This window comes from Streptomyces saintjeani (assembly GCF_055409605.1).
Genome location: NZ_CP189624.1, coordinates 5,070,541 through 5,087,341, shown reverse-complemented (window position 1 = coordinate 5,087,341; position 16,801 = coordinate 5,070,541). Strand labels below are relative to the sequence as shown.

At 70.4% G+C, this 16,801-nt stretch carries 15 protein-coding genes; 4 read left to right on the top strand and 11 right to left on the bottom strand.

Annotated features, from left to right (window positions below):
- The first annotated feature begins 57 nt into the window (after window positions 1-57).
- Window positions 58-660, top strand: coding sequence for a DUF4352 domain-containing protein (locus ACQCO7_RS23280; RefSeq protein WP_464073663.1), 603 nt, complete (start codon window positions 58-60; stop codon window positions 658-660).
- Between the two features lie 129 nt (window positions 661-789).
- Here the strand turns inward: ACQCO7_RS23280 and ACQCO7_RS23275 are convergent, their stop codons facing one another.
- The 6 genes from ACQCO7_RS23275 to ACQCO7_RS23250 all read right to left on the bottom strand — a co-directional run bounded on the left by ACQCO7_RS23275 (window position 790) and on the right by ACQCO7_RS23250 (window position 7,620).
- Window positions 790-1,893 (bottom strand): sugar ABC transporter substrate-binding protein, encoded by a 1,104-nt coding sequence (locus ACQCO7_RS23275; protein WP_464073662.1) that lies wholly within the window; start codon window positions 1,891-1,893, stop codon window positions 790-792.
- 285 nt (window positions 1,894-2,178) lie between these two features.
- On the bottom strand, window positions 2,179-2,625 hold the full coding sequence (locus ACQCO7_RS23270) for a heat shock protein transcriptional repressor HspR (protein WP_055722792.1): 447 nt from the start codon (window positions 2,623-2,625) through the stop codon (window positions 2,179-2,181).
- A 5-nt stretch (window positions 2,626-2,630) separates the two neighbouring features.
- The gene (gene dnaJ / locus ACQCO7_RS23265) at window positions 2,631-3,806 is read right to left on the bottom strand and encodes a molecular chaperone DnaJ (protein ID WP_010351524.1); all 1,176 of its coding nucleotides are present in this window, start codon (window positions 3,804-3,806) and stop codon (window positions 2,631-2,633) included.
- Window positions 3,807-3,839: 33 nt separating this feature from the next.
- Window positions 3,840-4,478 (bottom strand): nucleotide exchange factor GrpE, encoded by a 639-nt coding sequence (gene grpE, locus ACQCO7_RS23260; RefSeq protein WP_464073661.1) that lies wholly within the window; start codon window positions 4,476-4,478, stop codon window positions 3,840-3,842.
- Window positions 4,475-6,313, bottom strand: coding sequence for a molecular chaperone DnaK (dnaK, locus tag ACQCO7_RS23255; protein WP_409115395.1), 1,839 nt, complete (start codon window positions 6,311-6,313; stop codon window positions 4,475-4,477). Before dnaK ends, grpE begins: the two co-directional genes overlap by 4 nt.
- Before the next feature lie 95 nt (window positions 6,314-6,408).
- Window positions 6,409-7,620: an MraY family glycosyltransferase gene (locus tag ACQCO7_RS23250; protein ID WP_464073660.1), complete on the bottom strand. Its 1,212-nt coding sequence runs from the start codon at window positions 7,618-7,620 to the stop codon at window positions 6,409-6,411.
- 227 nt (window positions 7,621-7,847) lie between these two features.
- Here ACQCO7_RS23250 and ACQCO7_RS23245 point away from each other — a divergent pair, with 227 nt between their 5' ends.
- Both ACQCO7_RS23245 and ACQCO7_RS23240 read left to right on the top strand, forming a co-directional pair.
- Complete coding sequence (locus ACQCO7_RS23245) at window positions 7,848-10,130, top strand: (Fe-S)-binding protein (protein WP_464073659.1); 2,283 nt, start codon at window positions 7,848-7,850, stop codon at window positions 10,128-10,130.
- Between the two features lie 120 nt (window positions 10,131-10,250).
- Window positions 10,251-11,366 (top strand): Yip1 family protein, encoded by a 1,116-nt coding sequence (locus tag ACQCO7_RS23240; protein WP_464073658.1) that lies wholly within the window; start codon window positions 10,251-10,253, stop codon window positions 11,364-11,366.
- A 92-nt stretch (window positions 11,367-11,458) separates the two neighbouring features.
- Here ACQCO7_RS23240 and ACQCO7_RS23235 read toward each other — a convergent pair whose 3' ends face one another.
- The gene (locus ACQCO7_RS23235; RefSeq protein ID WP_464073657.1) at window positions 11,459-12,397 is read right to left on the bottom strand and encodes a helix-turn-helix domain-containing protein; all 939 of its coding nucleotides are present in this window, start codon (window positions 12,395-12,397) and stop codon (window positions 11,459-11,461) included.
- Window positions 12,398-12,498: 101 nt separating this feature from the next.
- On the opposite strand from ACQCO7_RS23235, the gene ACQCO7_RS23230 reads away from it, so the two are divergent.
- A complete protein-coding gene (locus tag ACQCO7_RS23230; RefSeq protein ID WP_464073656.1) occupies window positions 12,499-13,545 on the top strand; it encodes a saccharopine dehydrogenase family protein in 1,047 nt (348 codons plus the stop codon).
- A gap of 55 nt (window positions 13,546-13,600) precedes the next feature.
- Here the strand turns inward: ACQCO7_RS23230 and ACQCO7_RS23225 are convergent, their stop codons facing one another.
- The 4 genes from ACQCO7_RS23225 to ACQCO7_RS23210 all read right to left on the bottom strand — a co-directional run bounded on the left by ACQCO7_RS23225 (window position 13,601) and on the right by ACQCO7_RS23210 (window position 16,679).
- Window positions 13,601-13,951, bottom strand: a complete 351-nt coding sequence (locus tag ACQCO7_RS23225; RefSeq protein ID WP_464073655.1) for a helix-turn-helix domain-containing protein — start codon at window positions 13,949-13,951, stop codon at window positions 13,601-13,603.
- A gap of 548 nt (window positions 13,952-14,499) precedes the next feature.
- Window positions 14,500-14,772 (bottom strand): SCO5918 family protein, encoded by a 273-nt coding sequence (locus ACQCO7_RS23220; RefSeq protein ID WP_464073654.1) that lies wholly within the window; start codon window positions 14,770-14,772, stop codon window positions 14,500-14,502.
- Between the two features lie 47 nt (window positions 14,773-14,819).
- Complete coding sequence (locus tag ACQCO7_RS23215) at window positions 14,820-15,095, bottom strand: CBS domain-containing protein (RefSeq protein ID WP_464073653.1); 276 nt, start codon at window positions 15,093-15,095, stop codon at window positions 14,820-14,822.
- Between the two features lie 126 nt (window positions 15,096-15,221).
- The gene (locus ACQCO7_RS23210) at window positions 15,222-16,679 is read right to left on the bottom strand and encodes a DEAD/DEAH box helicase (RefSeq protein WP_464073652.1); all 1,458 of its coding nucleotides are present in this window, start codon (window positions 16,677-16,679) and stop codon (window positions 15,222-15,224) included.
- Window positions 16,680-16,801: the final 122 nt, after the last annotated feature.

Below are 16,801 nucleotides of genomic sequence, written 5' to 3'. Positions count from 1 at the left end.
AACCCTCCCCCGCCATACCCCTCCCCACCCCCGCCCGCACCCCGCACAATCCCAGGTATGGCGAACCGAGGCACACCAGACCCCTCCCACCCGATCACCCCCCTACGCCGCCTCCCGGCCCTGCTGACCCTCCCCCTCGCCCTCCTCGCCCCCGTCCTCATCACAAGCTGCGACACAGGCTCCACCCCCGGCACCGCACCCAACGCCACCCCCACCCCCCAACCCCCCTCCCGCCCCCACCAGGACGGCCACCTCGTCTTCACCGTCCTCTCCCTGCGCTGCGGCATCCTCGGCGTCACCGGCACCCACAGCGACGCCATGCCCGACGGCCAGTTCTGCGCGGCCAGACTCCGCGTCGACAACCCCAGCGCCGACTTCCACACCTACGCCGTGAAGGACCAGCGCCTGGAGGGCGCGACAGGCCGCGCGGCCCGCCCCGACAGCTTCGCCATGGCCGTACGCCGCCAGCACGAGTCGATCTCGATCGGCGGCCACTCCCTCGTGGAGGTGGAGCTCTGGTACGACGTACCCCGCGGCGCGAAGATCACCGGCCTGCGGGTGACCGGCGACCGCGACCCGGCGAGCTGGATGGCGACGACCCCGGCGGCACACGCCCCGGACGGCCTGCTGATCCCGATGAAACCGCTGATGGACGGGTAGCCCCGGAGTACCCCCTACCGAAGTACTCCCGGCAGACCCCCTACCGAGGTACCCCCTGTATCCCCTACCGGAACACCCCGCCGCCCCTGGCCGACCCCCCGGCTCCCGCCGGAGTACCCCCGGTCCCCCCTACTTGAGGTTGACCGCCTCGCAAGCCGCCTCGAACTTCGCCGTGCAGATCTGCCCGACCGTGTAGATCCCGTCGGCCACCACCGTCTGCTTCACATTGCTCTTGGTCAGCGCGACCACGGTCACCAGCTGCGCCGGGATCTTCTTGTTCGTCGGGCTGTCCACCCGGTCCCGCGTCAGCGAGTCGAACTTGATGTCCTTGCCCTGGATCTTGGCGACGGCCATCTCCGCGGCGGCGGCGGCCATCTGCGGATAGGGCTTGTAGACGCTCATGAACTGCTTGCCGGTGATGATCCGCTGCACGGCGGGCAGTTCGGCGTCCTGCCCGGTGATCGGCGGCAGATCGGTGACCCCCGCCGCTTCGAGCGCCTTCAGCGCGCCCCCGGCCATCGCGTCGTTCGCGGAGTACACCCCCGCGATGTTGTTCTTGCCGATCCGCTGGATCGCCTGCGCCATCTCGGACTGCGCGAGGGCCGGGCTCCACTCGTCGGTGTCGTAGGAGGCCGCGACGGTCACCCGCCCGTCGATCTCGGAGAGCGCGCCCGCCTTGAACTGCCCGGCGTTGGGGTCGGTCGGCGAGCCGTTGATCATGACGATCTTGTCGGCGGTGCTCGCGTTGTTGATCGTCTCGACGAGGGTGCGCCCCTGCACCTGCCCGACGAGCTCGTTGTCGAAGGAGACGTACGCGTCGATGGGCCCCTCGGCGAGCCGGTCGTAGGCGATGACCGGGATGCCCGCGTCCTTGGCCTTCTCGACCGTGGCGGCGATGCCCTTGGAGTCGACCGCGTCGAGGAGGATCAGGTCCACCTTGTCGCTGATCATCTTCTCCATCTGCTGGACCTGCGTCGCCGCCTTGGCCGAGGCGTTCTCGTAGACCGTCCTGCCCTGCTTGTTCGTGAGCTGGGCGATCGTCTTCTGGATGATCGGGTAGTCGAACTGCTCGTACCGGGTGTTGGTCTTCTCCGGCATGAGCACGCCGACCGTGAGGTCGTTGCCCTTCGTCGGGCTCGCGTCGGCCGTGTCCCCCGTCGCGTTCAGCATCCCGCATCCGGCGAGCGAGAGGGTCATCGTCGAAGCGACGACGGATATGGCGATACGACGCATGCGGGGGCTCACTTCAGGTGACGTTCCGGACGTGGGCACGGCGACTTCCAGGACCCAGGTACTGAGAGCCAACGCGGCCCGCTCCCGCAGAGTCAAGAAGAATCACTTAACGAGATGGCAACATCACCCTGCGCTGAGGCAACGGCAACACATGGAGACGACTCCTCAGCCTTCCCCAACTCCCTTCACACCCCCGCCACTTGAGAAGCACGAAAGGGCCCGGAGTCATGAACTCCGAACCCTTTCACGGTGTTTCGTCCATCCTTGACCGATCTCGGCCGTGTCTCAGTCCTTGGGCTTCTTCGGCCGCCAGACCACCAACGCGCTGGTCTGCTGCACCTCCTGGTACGGCACCAGGTCGCGCCGGTACGACGCGTGCACCGCGGCCTCGCGCTGCTGCATCGCCGCGGCGGCGCCGTCCAGCGCCGACTCCAGCTCCGCGACCCGGGACTGGAGCGCGGCGACCTGGTTCTCCAGCTCGATGATCCGCTTGATGCCGGCCAGGTTGATGCCCTCGTCCTGCGACAACGCCTGCACCGTGCGCAGGAGTTCGATGTCGCGGGCCGAGTAGCGGCGGCCCCGCCCGGCCGTGCGGTCCGGGGAGACCAGGCCGAGACGGTCGTACTGCCGCAGGGTCTGCGGGTGCAGACCGGAGAGCTGGGCCGCCACCGAGATGACGTAGACCGGGGTCTCCTCGGTCAGTTCGTACGGGTTGCGCCGGCGGCCGTCCATCACTCTCATGCTCCCTTCGCGGCCTCGAACAGCTCCGCCCGCGGGTCCTCGCCCGCGGTCGCCTCGCGATACGCCTCCAGTGCGTCACGAGCCTTCCCCGTCACGTCCTTCGGGACACTCACCTCGACGGTGACCAACAGGTCCCCGCGAGTGCCGTCCTTGCGGACCGCGCCCTTCCCGCGCGCACGCATGGTGCGCCCGTTGGGCGTGCCCGGAGGCAGCTTCAGGGTGAGCGCGGGCCCGCCCAGGGTGGGCACCTTGATCTCCCCGCCGAGCGCCGCCTCCGCGAACGTGACCGGCACGGTCACCGTCAGGTTGTCGTCCTTGCGCCCGAAGACGGGATGGCTTCCGACGTGGACGACGACGTAGAGGTCACCGGCGGTGCCGCCCCGCTCGCCCGGGCCGCCCTTGCCGCGCAGCCGGATCCGCTGCCCGTCCGTCACCCCTGCCGGGATGCGGACCTGCATCGTCCGCGACGACTTGGCCCGGCCGCTGCCGTGGCAGTCCTCGCAGGGCTGCTCGGCGATCAGGCCGCGCCCCTTGCAGTCGGGGCACGGGTCGGTGAGCGAGAAGCCGCCGCCCGAGCCGCGCGCGACCTGCCCGGTGCCGACGCAGGTCGGGCACACGCGCGGCGTGCCGTTCTTGTCGCCGGTGCCCGAGCACGCCTTGCATGCGGCCTGGGAGGTCATGCGCAGCGGGACCGTCGCCCCCTCGATGGCCTCGGTGAAGCTGAGGGTCACCTCGGTGTCGATGTCCTGCCCGCGCCGGGGCTGGGTACGGCCCGCGGTCGTGCCGCCCCGGTTGAACAGGCCCCCGAAGACGTCCCCGATGCCGCCGCCGAAGCCGCCTTGGGAGCCGCCGCCCGCGCCGCCTCCGAAGAGGTCGCCCAGGTCGAAGTTGAACGAGCCGCCGCCCGCGCCCGGGCCCGGACGGAAGCCGCCGTTGCCGAAGAGGGCGCGCGCCTCGTCGTACTCCTTGCGCTTCTTGGGGTCGCCGAGGATGTCGTTCGCCTCGGAGATCTCCTTGAAGCGCTCCTCGGCCTTGGCGTTGCCCTTGTTGGCGTCCGGGTGGAACTCGCGCGCGAGCTTGCGGTACGCCTTCTTGATCTCGGCCTCGGTGGCGTCCTTGGGGACGCCGAGGACCTTGTAGAAGTCCTTCTCGATGAAGTCCTTGGTGCTCATCCCCGACGCACCCCCTTCCGCTCGTCGTCCGTGTCAGCCCTCCTCAGGGCCGTTGTCCTTCTCGTCGCCGGCCTCGTCCTCGGCCTTGACGGTCTGCGCGCCGGGCTGCGGTTCGGCGACGGCCACCCGCGCGGGGCGGATGGTGCGCTCGCCGATCCGATACCCGGGCTGGAGAATCGCCACGCACGTCGTCTCCGTGACGTCCGGCGCGTAGCTGTGCATCAGCGCCTCGTGGATCGTCGGGTCGAAGGGCTCGCCCTCCTTGCCGAACTGCGTCAGACCCATCTTGGCGGCGGTGGTCTCCAGCGACTCCGCGACGGACTTGAACCCGCCGAGCAGTTCGCCGTGCTCCCGCGCGCGGCCGATGTCGTCGAGGACCGGCAGCAGTTCGGTCAGGAGGTTCGCCACGGCGATCTCCTTGACCGCGATGCGGTCCCGCTCCACGCGGCGGCGGTAGTTCTGGTACTCGGCCTGGAGGCGCTGGAGGTCGGCGGTGCGCTCGCCGAGAGCCGTACGCACCTGGTCCAGCTGGGCCACCAGACCGGCTGTCTGGTTCGCGTCCCCGGCCGGGGCCGCCTCCTCCTCAGGGGCGGCGGCCTTCGGCTCGGCGTCTTCAGGGGCGCCGGAGGGGACGTCGGGCTTCTCCTCGAAGCCCGGGGTCTCCTCCGTCACGCGGCACCACCCTTGGGCTTCTCGTCGTCGACGATCTCGGCGTCCACGACGTCGTCGTCGGCCTTGGCGTCACCCGCCGGGCCTGCTTCGCCCTGGGCGGCCTGCGCGTCCGCGTACATGGCCTGGCCGAGCTTCTGGGAGACCGCCGCGACCTTCTCGGTGGCGGTGCGGATCTCGGCGGTGTCGTCGCCCTTGAGCTTCTCCTTCAGCTCGACGATCGACGCCTCGACCTCGGTCTTGATCTCGCCGGGGACCTTGTCCTCGTTGTCCTTGAGGAACTTCTCGGTCTGGTAGACGAGCTGCTCGCCCTGGTTGCGCGCCTCGGCGGCCTCGCGGCGCTTGTGGTCCTCGTCCGCGTACTGCTCGGCCTCCTGGCGCATGCGGTCGACCTCGTCCTTCGGCAGCGAGGAGCCGCCGGTGACGGTCATCTTCTGCTCCTTGCCCGTGCCGAGGTCCTTCGCGGTCACGTGCATGATGCCGTTGGCGTCGATGTCGAAGGAGACCTCGATCTGCGGGACACCGCGCGGGGCGGGCGGCAGGCCGGTCAGCTCGAACATCCCGAGCTTCTTGTTGTACGCCGCGATCTCGCGCTCGCCCTGGTAGACCTGGATCTGCACGGAGGGCTGGTTGTCCTCGGCGGTGGTGAAGATCTCGGAGCGCTTGGTCGGGATCGTGGTGTTGCGCTCGATGAGCTTCGTCATGATGCCGCCCTTGGTCTCGATGCCGAGGGACAGCGGGGTGACGTCGAGCAGCAGGACGTCCTTGACCTCGCCCTTGAGGACACCGGCCTGGAGGGAGGCGCCGATCGCGACGACCTCGTCCGGGTTGACGCCCTTGTTGGCCTCACGGCCGCCGGTCAGCTCCTTGACCAGCTCGGCGACGGCCGGCATACGGGTGGAGCCACCGACCAGGACGACGTGGTCGATCTCGCTGAGCGCGATGCCGGCGTCCTTGATGACGTTGTGGAACGGCGTCTTGCAGCGCTCCAGGAGGTCCGCGGTGAGCTGCTGGAACTGCGCGCGGGTCAGCTTCTCGTCGAGGTGCAGGGGGCCCTCGGCGGAGGCGGTGATGTACGGCAGGTTGATCGACGTCTCGGAGGACGACGACAGCTCGATCTTCGCCTTCTCGGCGGCCTCGCGCAGACGCTGGAGGGCCATCTTGTCCTTGCCGAGGTCCACGCCGTGGCCCGACTTGAACTGCTGCACCAGGTAGTCGACGACGCGCTGGTCCCAGTCGTCACCACCGAGGTGGTTGTCGCCGTTGGTGGCCTTCACCTCGACGACGCCGTCGCCGATCTCCAGGAGCGAGACGTCGAACGTGCCGCCACCGAGGTCGAAGACCAGGATGACCTGCTCGTCCTTGTCGAGGCCGTACGCGAGCGCGGCGGCCGTCGGCTCGTTGACGATGCGCAGGACGTTCAGGCCCGCGATCTCGCCGGCCTCCTTCGTGGCCTGGCGCTCCGAGTCGTTGAAGTACGCCGGGACGGTGATGACCGCGTCGGTCACCTTCTCGCCCAGGTACGCCTCCGCGTCCCGCTTCAGCTTCTGGAGGATGAACGCGGAGATCTGCTGCGGGTTGAAGTCCTTGCCGTCGAGCTGGATCTTCCAGTCCGTGCCCATGTGGCGCTTCACGGAGCGGATGGTCCGGTCGACGTTGGTGACGGCCTGGCGCTTGGCCACCTCACCGACGAGGACCTCACCGTTCTTCGCGAAGGCGACGACGGACGGCGTGGTCCTGGCGCCCTCTGCGTTGGTGATGACGGTGGGCTCGCCGCCTTCAAGAACGCTGACGACGGAGTTAGTCGTGCCCAGGTCGATGCCGACCGCACGTGCCATGGTGATCTTCCTCCAGCTGACTTGAGTGGAACAGGCTCAAGTGTGCATCACCCGCCCAGCGGAGTCAACAGAGCTGAGTCACACAGGCTCAACTCTTATCCGTTCCTTACACGCATGGCAGCCTTGACCTGCGACGACTCCGGCTTCCGAGGCGCCTGAACATGCGCACCAGGGGTGACTCCAGGGGCCTGTGGGAGCTTCCGCCGAGGCTTCAGAAGGCCCAGGAGGCGGTGTACGAGGGTGAGGCGCCGACCGTCCGCACCGCCGGGCGCGCGCCGGGGCCGCCGTACGCCGGGCCGCTTGTCCAGCGTCTCCCCCGCACGCCTCGGCCGCACCCCGTACACGCGCACGCGCACGCGCAGCAGCCCCGCCGTTGCCACCGCCACGACGGCCACCACCCACAGCACCGCCGGGACGCCCGTCCAGCCCGCGTGCACGAGCCCCCCGACCAGGACGCCCCCGAAGGCCGCCGCGCCGATCAGGACGACCGCCCCCCGGTCCGTGACGCCGAGGCGGCGCAGCCGGTGCGCGAGGTGGTCCGGCGCGGGTCTCAGCAGCGGCCGTCCCGCGCGCCTGCGCGAGAGGGCGACGAGGACGACGTCCAGGCTCGCGACCGCCGTCAGCGCGAACAGCGCGCCCGCACCGGTGAGCGGCCCGCGTTCCGCGCACGCGCGCACGGCGACCGCGGCCGGCAGGAACCCGGTGAACAGCGCACCCGACGTACCGAGCCCCACGCGCGCGTGCGGCCAGTTGTGCATCAGGAAGCCGGTCAGGGCCGCCGCGAGGACGCTCAGCAGGACGGCGGGTCCGTCCATCACCTCGGCGGCGGCGCACGCCCCGGCACCGAAGGCGGTGACGACGCCGACCGTCCCGGCGACGCCGTCCGCATGGTCGAGGCTCCGGAAGGCGAGGGCGACGAAGACGACCCACCCGACCGCAACGGCGCCCCCTAGGACGCCGATCACGCCATAAGGGATCACGAAGGCCGCCGAAACGGTCGTACCGAGCACCAGGAAGCGGCTCTTGAGGCGCCACAGATCGGCGGCGAGCCCGAGCAGGGCGACGGCGCCGGCCGCGGCGAGGAGCACGCCCGCGTCGGGACCGAGGGGGGCGAGGCCGGTGCGGTCGCCGAGGGCCGCGACCCCACAGGTGGCCGCCACCACCGCGGGCCCCCCGGACAGCGGCACCCTTCGCAGCCGCTGCCGCCGCTCGACCAGTCCCACGCGCAGCGCGGGGACACGGAGCAGGGCGGCCAGGAGGGCGGCCAGCGCGAGCGCGGCGGTGGCGGCGACGATTCCATAGAGCACAGTGACAAATTAGTCACAAATGTAGCAATTAAGTACGAATGACATGAACGGAACGATCCAGTCACCCCCGGAAGCCTTGTACCACCCACCCTGAGGCAACCCTCAGCGATTCAGATCACTCCGCGCCCGGCTACAGTGCGACGGGGAACACGGGGTACCCTCGGACGGACTGAATAAGTTACCGCTTAGTAACTCCGCTCTCCTTCTCGCAGGCACGAGGAGCCCCCATGCAACTCGCCGCGATCATCGTGTCGCTGGTCCTGATCGTGGTCGGCGTGGCCCTGTTCGCGCGCGCCCTGCTACAGATCTACAACTTCATGCGCCTCGGCCAGAACGTGCCGGCCGGCACCCGCACCGACGAACCCGCGCAGCGCACCCTGACCGTCGCCAGGGAGTTCCTCGGCCACACGCGGATGAACCGCTGGGGCATCGTCGGGGTCGCGCACTGGTTCGTCGCCGTCGGCTTCTTCTCGCTGCTGCTGACGATCGTCAACGCCGTCGGCCAGCTCTTCCAGGCCGACTGGCTGCTGCCGGTGGTCGGCGAGTGGGCGCCGTACAACGTCTTCGTCGAGTTCATCGGCACGATGACCGTCCTCGGCATCCTGGTCCTGATCGTCGTCCGCCAGCTGAGCCGGCCGGACAAGCCGGGCCGCAAGTCCCGGTTCGCCGGCTCCAACTTCGGCCAGGCGTACTTCGTCGAGACGGTCATCCTGATCGTCGGCGTCTGCATCTTCGTGCTGCACGCGCTGGAGGGTGCCCAGCACCACGTCGACAGCTACGAGGCGTCGTTCTTCATCTCGTACCCGGTGGTGTCGTGGTTCGAGGGGATGGACGTCTCCACCCTCCAGAACCTCACCTACTTCTTCGCCGGCCTGAAGATCGCGACGTCCTTCATCTGGATGATCACGGTAGCTCTCAAGACCGACATGGGTGTCGCCTGGCACCGCTTCCTCGCGTTCCCGAACATCTGGTTCAAGCGCGACGCGAAGGGCGGTACGTCGCTCGGCGCGCTGCTGCCGATGACGTCCGGCGGGAAGCCGATCGACTTCACCGACCCGGGCGACGACGACGTGTTCGGCGTCTCGCAGGTCGAGCAGTTCTCGTGGAAGGGCCTGCTGGACTTCTCCACCTGCACGGAGTGCGGTCGCTGCCAGTCGCAGTGCCCCGCCTGGAACACCGGCAAGCCGCTCTCCCCCAAGCTGCTGATCATGTCGCTGCGCGACCACGCGCACGCCAAGGCGCCGTACCTGCTCGCGGGTGGCGGCAAGGACATGGAGGGCGAGGAGAAGGCGTCCGAGGAAGCCCTCAAGGACGTCCCCGCCGCCGCGCTCGCCGAGGCCGAGCGTCCCCTCATCGGCACCGTCGAAGAGAACGGCGTCATCGACCCGGACGTCCTGTGGTCCTGTACCACCTGCGGGGCATGCGTCGAGCAGTGCCCGGTGGACATCGAGCACGTCGACCACATCGTCGACATGCGCCGCTACCAGGTGATGATCGAGTCGGCCTTCCCCTCCGAGGCGGGCACGATGCTCAAGAACCTGGAGAAGAAGGGCAACCCCTGGGGGCTCGCCAAGAAGCAGCGCCTGGAGTGGCTGAAGGAGCTGGACTTCGAGGTCCCGGTCGTCGGCAAGGACATCGAGGACCTCTCCGAGGTCGAGTACCTGTACTGGGTCGGCTGCGCGGGCTCCCTGGAGGACCGCGCGAAGAAAACGACCAAGGCGTTCGCCGAGCTGCTGCACATCGCGGGCGTCAAGTTCGCGATCATGGGCGGCGACGAGAAGTGCACGGGTGACTCGGCGCGGCGCCTCGGCAACGAGCCGCTGTTCCAGGAGCTCGGCATGGAGAACGTCATGGCGCTCAACATGGCGTTCGGCGAGGAGATGGACGACGACGGCAAGGTGACGCCGGAGTCGAAGAAGCCGAGGTCCGCGAAGAAGATCGTCGCGACCTGCCCGCACTGCCTCAACACCATCGGCAACGAGTACCCGCAGCTCGGCGGCGACTACGAGGTCGTGCACCACACGCAGCTGCTGCAACTCCTCGTCGACGAGGGCAAGTTGGTGCCGGTGACGCCGGTCGAGGGGATCATCACGTACCACGACCCCTGCTACCTCGGGCGGCACAACAAGATCTACACGCCGCCGCGCGAGATCATCGCGAGCGTCCCGGGCCTGCGCAACGAGGAGATGCACCGGCACAAGGAGCGCGGCTTCTGCTGCGGTGCCGGTGGCGCGCGGATGTGGATGGAGGAGCGGATCGGCAAGCGCATCAACAACGAGCGTGTCGACGAGGCTCTTTCCCTCAACCCCGACATCGTCTCGACCGCCTGCCCCTTCTGCCTCGTCATGCTGACCGACTCGGTCAACGGCAAGAAGAACGAGGGCAAGGCGAAGGAGTCCATCACCGTCGTGGACGTCGCCCAGCTGCTCCTCGAATCCGTGCGGACCCCGGTGGACCCGGCGGGGGACGCTGAGACGGAGAACGCTCCGGAGCCGGAGCCGGTGAAGTAGCTCCCGGGTAGTAGTACGGCTACGAGGGCGCCCCTCGCCTCTCTCCGGGGAGGTGGGGGGCGCCCTCGTAGCCCCCTCGTACTTGAGGCGTACGGGTACTAGGGGTCGGCCCCCTACGGGATGTCACAGGTAGGCCGCAATGGGGTCCGGTATCCGTCCCCTCACCCTCCTCACTCTCCGGGACCAGGTACGTTCGAAGGCGTGGCTGGATTCAGGATCGGACGCGGCGGCCGGGACGACCGCGCCCCGCAAGCGCGACCGCAACACCCCCCGCACGGGCAGCAGGGACCGTCGTACGGCACCCAGGGCCCCACGTACGGGCAGGGTGCACCCTCCTACGGCCAGGGCGGCCCGTCGTACGGGTACCCGCCGCAGCCGTCGTACCCGCAGCAGCAGCGGCCGTACGGCGGGCCGGGCGGTGGGCCCGGTGGCGGCCGGCAGGACGGCGGGAGAGGCGGCTCGGAGGAGCCGGAGTACTTCGGCGGCGGGGGGTACCCCCAGGGTCCCGGACAGGGGCAGGGGCCTGGGCAAGGGCCTGGGCGAGGACCGGGTCACGGCCAGCCGCAGGGCGCCCCGTACGACCCGTACGCCGCGAACAACCCCGGGCACACGCAGGCGTTCTCGGTCGACGACCACCAGCAGTACAACCAGGGCGGGACGTACCACGCGGGCTCCGCGCCGGCCGGTCCGGTCGGGCCCCGGCTGCCCTGGAAGGAACTGCTGAAGGGGATCGTCACCGCCCCGAACCAGACCTTCCTCGTCATGCGGGACTACACGATGTGGGTCCCGGCCCTCATCGTCACCTTCCTCTACGGTCTGCTCGCCGTCTTCGGCTTCGACGGGGCGCGCGAGGACGCGATCGACGCGACGCTCGCCAACGCGATCCCGATCGTCCTGACGACGGCCGTGGCGATGGTGCTCTCGTCGTTCGTGCTCGGCGTCGTCACCCACACGCTGGCCCGCCAGCTCGGCGGCGACGGTGCCTGGCAGCCGACCGTCGGCCTCTCCATGCTGATCATGTCCCTCACGGACGCGCCCCGGCTGATCGTGGCGATGTTCTTCGGCGGGGACGCGCCCTTCGTACAGGTGCTGGGGTGGGCGACGTGGGTCGCCGCCGGCGTTCTGCTCACCCTGATGGTGGGCAAGTCGCACGACCTGCCGTGGCCGAAGGCGCTGGGCGCGTCCGCGATCCAGCTGGTGGCGCTGCTGTCGATCGTGAAGCTGGGGACGTTCTAGGTATTACGGGTATGACAGGGCCCGGCGTCGCCAAGACGCCGGGCCCTTCGTGGTCGTACCCGTCTAATACCTCGGCCCGAGCCGGTGCGGGGCTATGAGCGGAAGGTCCGGCGATAGGTGTCCGGGGGTACGCCCACCGTGCGGTTGAAGTGCCGGCGCAGCGTCGTCGCGGTCCCCATACCGGTGGCCGCCGCGATGGCGTCGACGACGTCGTCCGTGGTCTCCAGCAACTCCTGTGCGCGGCGGATACGTTGGGTCAGCAGCCACCGCAGCGGAGTGGTACCGGTCACCGCCCTGAACCGGCGGCCCAGCTGACGCGAGCTCATCCCGGCCTGCCGGGCCAGGTCCTCCACCGAGAGCGGGTCGCCGAGGCGTTCGATCGCCCAGGGCAGCAGCGCGGCGAGCGGATGGTCGTCACGGGCGGGCACCGGAGCGGCCACGAACTGCGCCTGCCCGCCCGCCCGGTGCGGCGGCACGACCAGTCGGCGGGCGACGGCGTTGGCGACGGACGTACCGTGGTCGAGCCGGACGAGGTGCAGGCACAGGTCGAGCGCGGCGGCCTTGCCGGCGGCGGTGAGCACGCTGCCGTTGTCCACGTAGAGCACGTCCGGATCGACCTCCACGCGCGGGTACCGGGCGGCCAGGGCGTCCGTGTGCGCCCAGTGCGTGGTCGCCCGCCTGCCGTCCAGCAGACCGGCGGCGGCCAGCACGAAGGCGCCCGTGCACAGGGAGGCCACGCGCGCACCCGCCTCATGGGCCGCCCGCACCGCGCGGACGAGCTCGGCGGGCGGTTCCTCGTCGGTGTCCGCCCAGCCGGGGACGATCACGGTGTCGGCGTACCGGAGCCGGCCGAGCCCCTGGTCGGGCTCCAGCCGGAACCGGCCGAGCCGCACGGCGTCCGACCCGCACACCTCGACGTCGTACCAGGGAACGGTCACGCCGGCCGGAGCGGCGCCGAACACCTCGTAGGCCAGGGAGAGTTCGAAGTGCAGCATCCCCTTGGTGACGGCCAGCGCCACGACGGTACCCATGTCCGAAAGTGTACGGGGCACGTCGTTCCGGACACTCACGCCGAGACCACCGGTCCCGCCAGGATGGTCGTAGCGGATCATTCGAGCACGGGGGAGAACCCATGGGTCAGGGACAGACGGTGACGGTGTTCGGCGCGTACGGGCACACCGGACGCTTCGTGGTGGCACACCTGCGGGAGCGCGGGTTCGTCCCGGTCCTCTCCGGCCGCGACGACGGCAAGCTGCGGGCGCTGGCGGCGTCCGGCCCGGGTCTTGAGGTCCGGCCGGCGTCGGTCGACGACCCCGCCTCGCTCGACCGCGCCCTGGCCGGCGCCGACGCCGTGATCAACTGCGCCGGGCCCTTCGCGGTGACCGCCGCGCCGGTGATCGAGGCGGCCCTGCGCGCCGGAATCCCGTACGTCGACGTGGCGGCCGAGATCGAGGCGAACCTCGACACGTTCACGCACTTCGCGGACCGCGCCCGCGCGGCGGGAGTGGTGGTCGTCCCCGCGATGGCCTTCTACGGCGGCCTCGGCGACCTGCTGGCCACCGCCGCGATGGGCGACTGGACGGCGGCCGACGAGGCGGAGATCGCGTACGGACTGAGCAGTTGGCACCCCACGCCCGGGACGCGCACCGCGGGCGCGGTCTCCGGCGAGCGCCGGGGCGGTCGGCGGGTCCGCTACACGGGCGGGCGGCTGGAGTACCACGACGACGCGCCGACGCTCCTGAAGTGGCCCTTCCCCGAGCCGATGGGCATCAGGGAGGTCGTCGGGGAGTTCACGATGGCCGACGTGGTCACCGTCCCCCGCCACCTCGCCATCCCCGAGGTGCGCACCCACATGGCGAGCGAAGCGGCCCGGGACCTCTCGGCCCCGGACACCCCGGCGCCGGCCCCCGCCGACGAGGACGGACGGTCCGACCAGACCTTCCTCGTCGACGCCGTCGTCCGCTCCGGCTCCACCGAACGGCGCGCCGTGGCGAGCGGCAGGGACATCTACGCGGTCAGCGCACCGCTCGCGGTGGAGGCGGTCCACCGCATCCTCACCGGCCGGACCCGCACGACCGGTGTCGCCTCCGCCGGCGAAACCTTCGACGCGCCCCGCTTCCTGCGCGCGCTGTCCCCGCACATCACCTTCGAACTGCTCCCGGAGCGGACCGCGCGGTGAGCGGTCGTACGGCGGGGCCGTACGCGCCGTGGCGCAGCCGTACGCGCTCGCGCGGTCAGCCCGGGCCGGAATCGAAGGTGTCGGACGCCGCGTTCGCGGCCCGGCGGTACTCGGCGTTGATCCGCTGGGCTTCCTCCAGCTGGTCCTCAAGGATGACGATGCGGCACGCGGCGTCGATCGGGGTCCCCCGGTCGACCAGCTCGCGGGCGCGGGCGGCGATCCTCAGCTGGTAGCGGGAGTACCGGCGATGTCCGCCCTCCGAGCGCAGCGGAGTGATCAGCCGGGCCTCACCGATGGCCCGGAGGAAAGCGGGGGTGGTACCGAGCATTTCGGCGGCCCGGCCCATGGTGTACGCGGGGTAGTCGTCGTCGTCCAGACGATCGCCGAGCGGATTATCTGCTGCCATGTCACCTCGTTGTACAACGCGTCGAGGGGCCCTGGTGCCGTACGGCACCAGGGCCCCGAGGGGAATTCAACACCATCTGCCGGCCCTCATGCTGCGCCGGCCTTCTGTTTCCGCTTCCCGGCCCGGCAAGGGGAGGGGTGCGGGGATCGCGACTGCGTGACCGGGGACCACCATCCAATCCGGGGTCTTGCGGCACCCGGACCGAGTCCGGCCGGGCGATCCTGATGGCGTCTGCTCCTCCGTTCTTCCTCTGGACCAATCACTGGGTGAAGGGGTACTACTACCCGGCAGTTCGTGTCTGCCGGGTCTCTCTGACTTCGTCTACGAGAAGAAGAGTAACCACACGAGGAGCCAATGTCTACTCCGGCGAGAGTAGATTTTGGTGTCCAAGGGGCGCAGGCATCCTGGATCCCGCGGCGGCGGGTGGAAGAAGGCGGCGATACGACAGTGAGGGCCCTGCCGACGCGCGTCGGCAGGGCCCTCACTGGGCTTCTGGTGGCGGGGTGCTCACCTCACCAGGCGATGTCTCTTCACCTGGCGTTGTCTCCTCACCAGGCGATGTCCCCGAGCAGCGCCGGCTCGGGCACGGGCTGCTCGTGGCAGGTGAAGCCGAGGCGGGTCATGGCCCGGACGACCTCGCCGCTGCTGAAGTCGCGGCGGTCCTGCCGGGTGATGACCTGGCCCACCTGCTTGACCGGGTAGCGGCGGCGGCCGATGGTCACGGACTCACCCGTGACGAGCTCGGGCGCGACGCCCTTCATCGAGGCCTGCACCCCGCTCTTGGTCAGCTCGAACGGGTACCGGGCGATGACACAGCGCATGGATGCCTCACAGGGAAGATGGGGGCGGGCCGATCGGGCGAGATGGATCAGCGGGCGAGGGTGAGGACGCCCGGGGTCCGGCCGTGGTCACCGAGGGCGCCGGACGGTCCGTCGAGGACGTCCCGCAGGCGCAGCCGGTCCGTGTAGGTGGGACCGTCGCGGAGAACGGCGAGCCGGGCCCGGGTGATCAGGCCCGTGCTCTGCTCGTCCCCGTCGCACAGGACGAGGTGGTCGACCCGGGCACCGGCCATGAGGGACAGCGCCACCTCGACGGTCATGTCGTCACAGACCCGGGGTCCGGACGCGGCCCTGCCGTCGGCCATGGCCTTGAGGGAGGGAACCACTCCATCGTGCTGCGTCCGAACCGGCGTCAAGGTGCCTCCTGCGAGAAAGGGGTGGGCCTGTGATGTGCGGGGCGGGCCCGCGACGTATGAGAGGGCGGCGCGGCTCTAGGCAGCCGAGCCGTAGCCGGTCCGCCGCTGTGCCCTGCGGGGCGCCGCTTCGCCACCGGGCCGCCCGCCGCCCTGCCCCCGGCGCCCGCGCCGGCCCCGGGACGAGGACGCCGCGCCACGCGGCCGTTCCGCCTCCGGCGCGGTGATGACGACCGGCACCCCGGACGGGGCCTGCGCACCGGTGATCCGGCTCAACTCCGCCTCGCCCGACCGCACCTGGGCGACCTGGGGGGTGATGCCCGCCGTAGCCATCAGCCGGCTCACCTCGCGACGCTGGTTACGGGTCACCAGGGTGACGACGCTGCCGGACTCGCCCGCACGGGCCGTACGACCGCCTCGGTGCAGGTAGTCCTTGTGGTCGGTGGGCGGATCGACGTTGACGACCAGGTCGAGGTTGTCGACGTGGATCCCGCGCGCCGCGACGTTCGTCGCCACCAGCACCGTCACATGCCCGCTCTTGAACTGGGCCAGCGTGCGCGTGCGCTGCGGCTGGGACTTGCCGCCGTGCAGGGCCGCGGCGCGGACACCGCTGCTCAGCAGGTGCTTGGTCAGCCGGTCCACCGCGTGCTTGGTGTCGAGGAACATGATCACCCGGCCGTCCCGCGCCGCGATCTCGGTGGTCGTCCGGTGCTTGTCCTCGTCGTGCACATGGAGGACGTGGTGCTCCATCGTGGTGACCGCGCCCGCCGACGGGTCGACGGAGTGGACGACCGGGTCGTGCAGGTAGTTCCGCACCAGCCGGTCGACGTTGCGGTCCAGGGTGGCCGAGAAGAGCATCCGCTGCCCGCCGGGACGCACCTGGTCGAGCAGGGCGGTGACCTGGGGCATGAAGCCCATGTCGGCCATCTGGTCGGCCTCGTCGAGGACGGTGACGGCGACCTCGTCCAGCCGGCAGTCGCCCCGGTCGATGAGGTCCTTGAGCCGCCCGGGCGTCGCGACGACCACCTCGGCCCCGGCCCGCAGCGCACCGGCCTGCCTGCCGATGGACATCCCGCCGACGACGGTGGCCAGCCGCAGGCTCACGGACCGGGCGTACGGCGCGAGCGCGTCGGTGACCTGCTGGGCCAGCTCGCGGGTGGGGACGAGAACGAGCGCGAGCGGCTGCCGCGGCTCGGCCCGCCGCCCCGCCGTACGGGCCAGCAGGGCGAGGCCGAAAGCGAGGGTCTTGCCCGAGCCGGTACGGCCCCGGCCGAGTACGTCACGACCGGCCAGGGAGTTCGGCAGGGTCGCCGCCTGGATCGGGAACGGTACGGTCACGCCCTCGTGGCCCAGCGTGGCCAACAGCCGCGCGGGCATGGCGAGTTCGGCGAACGCCTCGACGGCGGGGAGCGCCGGCGTGATCGTCTTCGGCGGCGCGAACTCGCCCTGTACGGCCTGCCGGTTTCCCTGGGGCCTGGAGCGGTGCGGAGCGCCGGAGCGGCCACGGGTGTAGGTGTTTGTGCGCGTGCGATTCATGCGGAACCTTCCTTGATGCGGCGCGTATCAAGGAATTCCCGCAGCAGGTGAGCGGCGCAGAGAATTGCGAGAACGAGCCAGTACGACAGGGGATGCGCCCTGAAATGCAGCAAGCTGGGGCC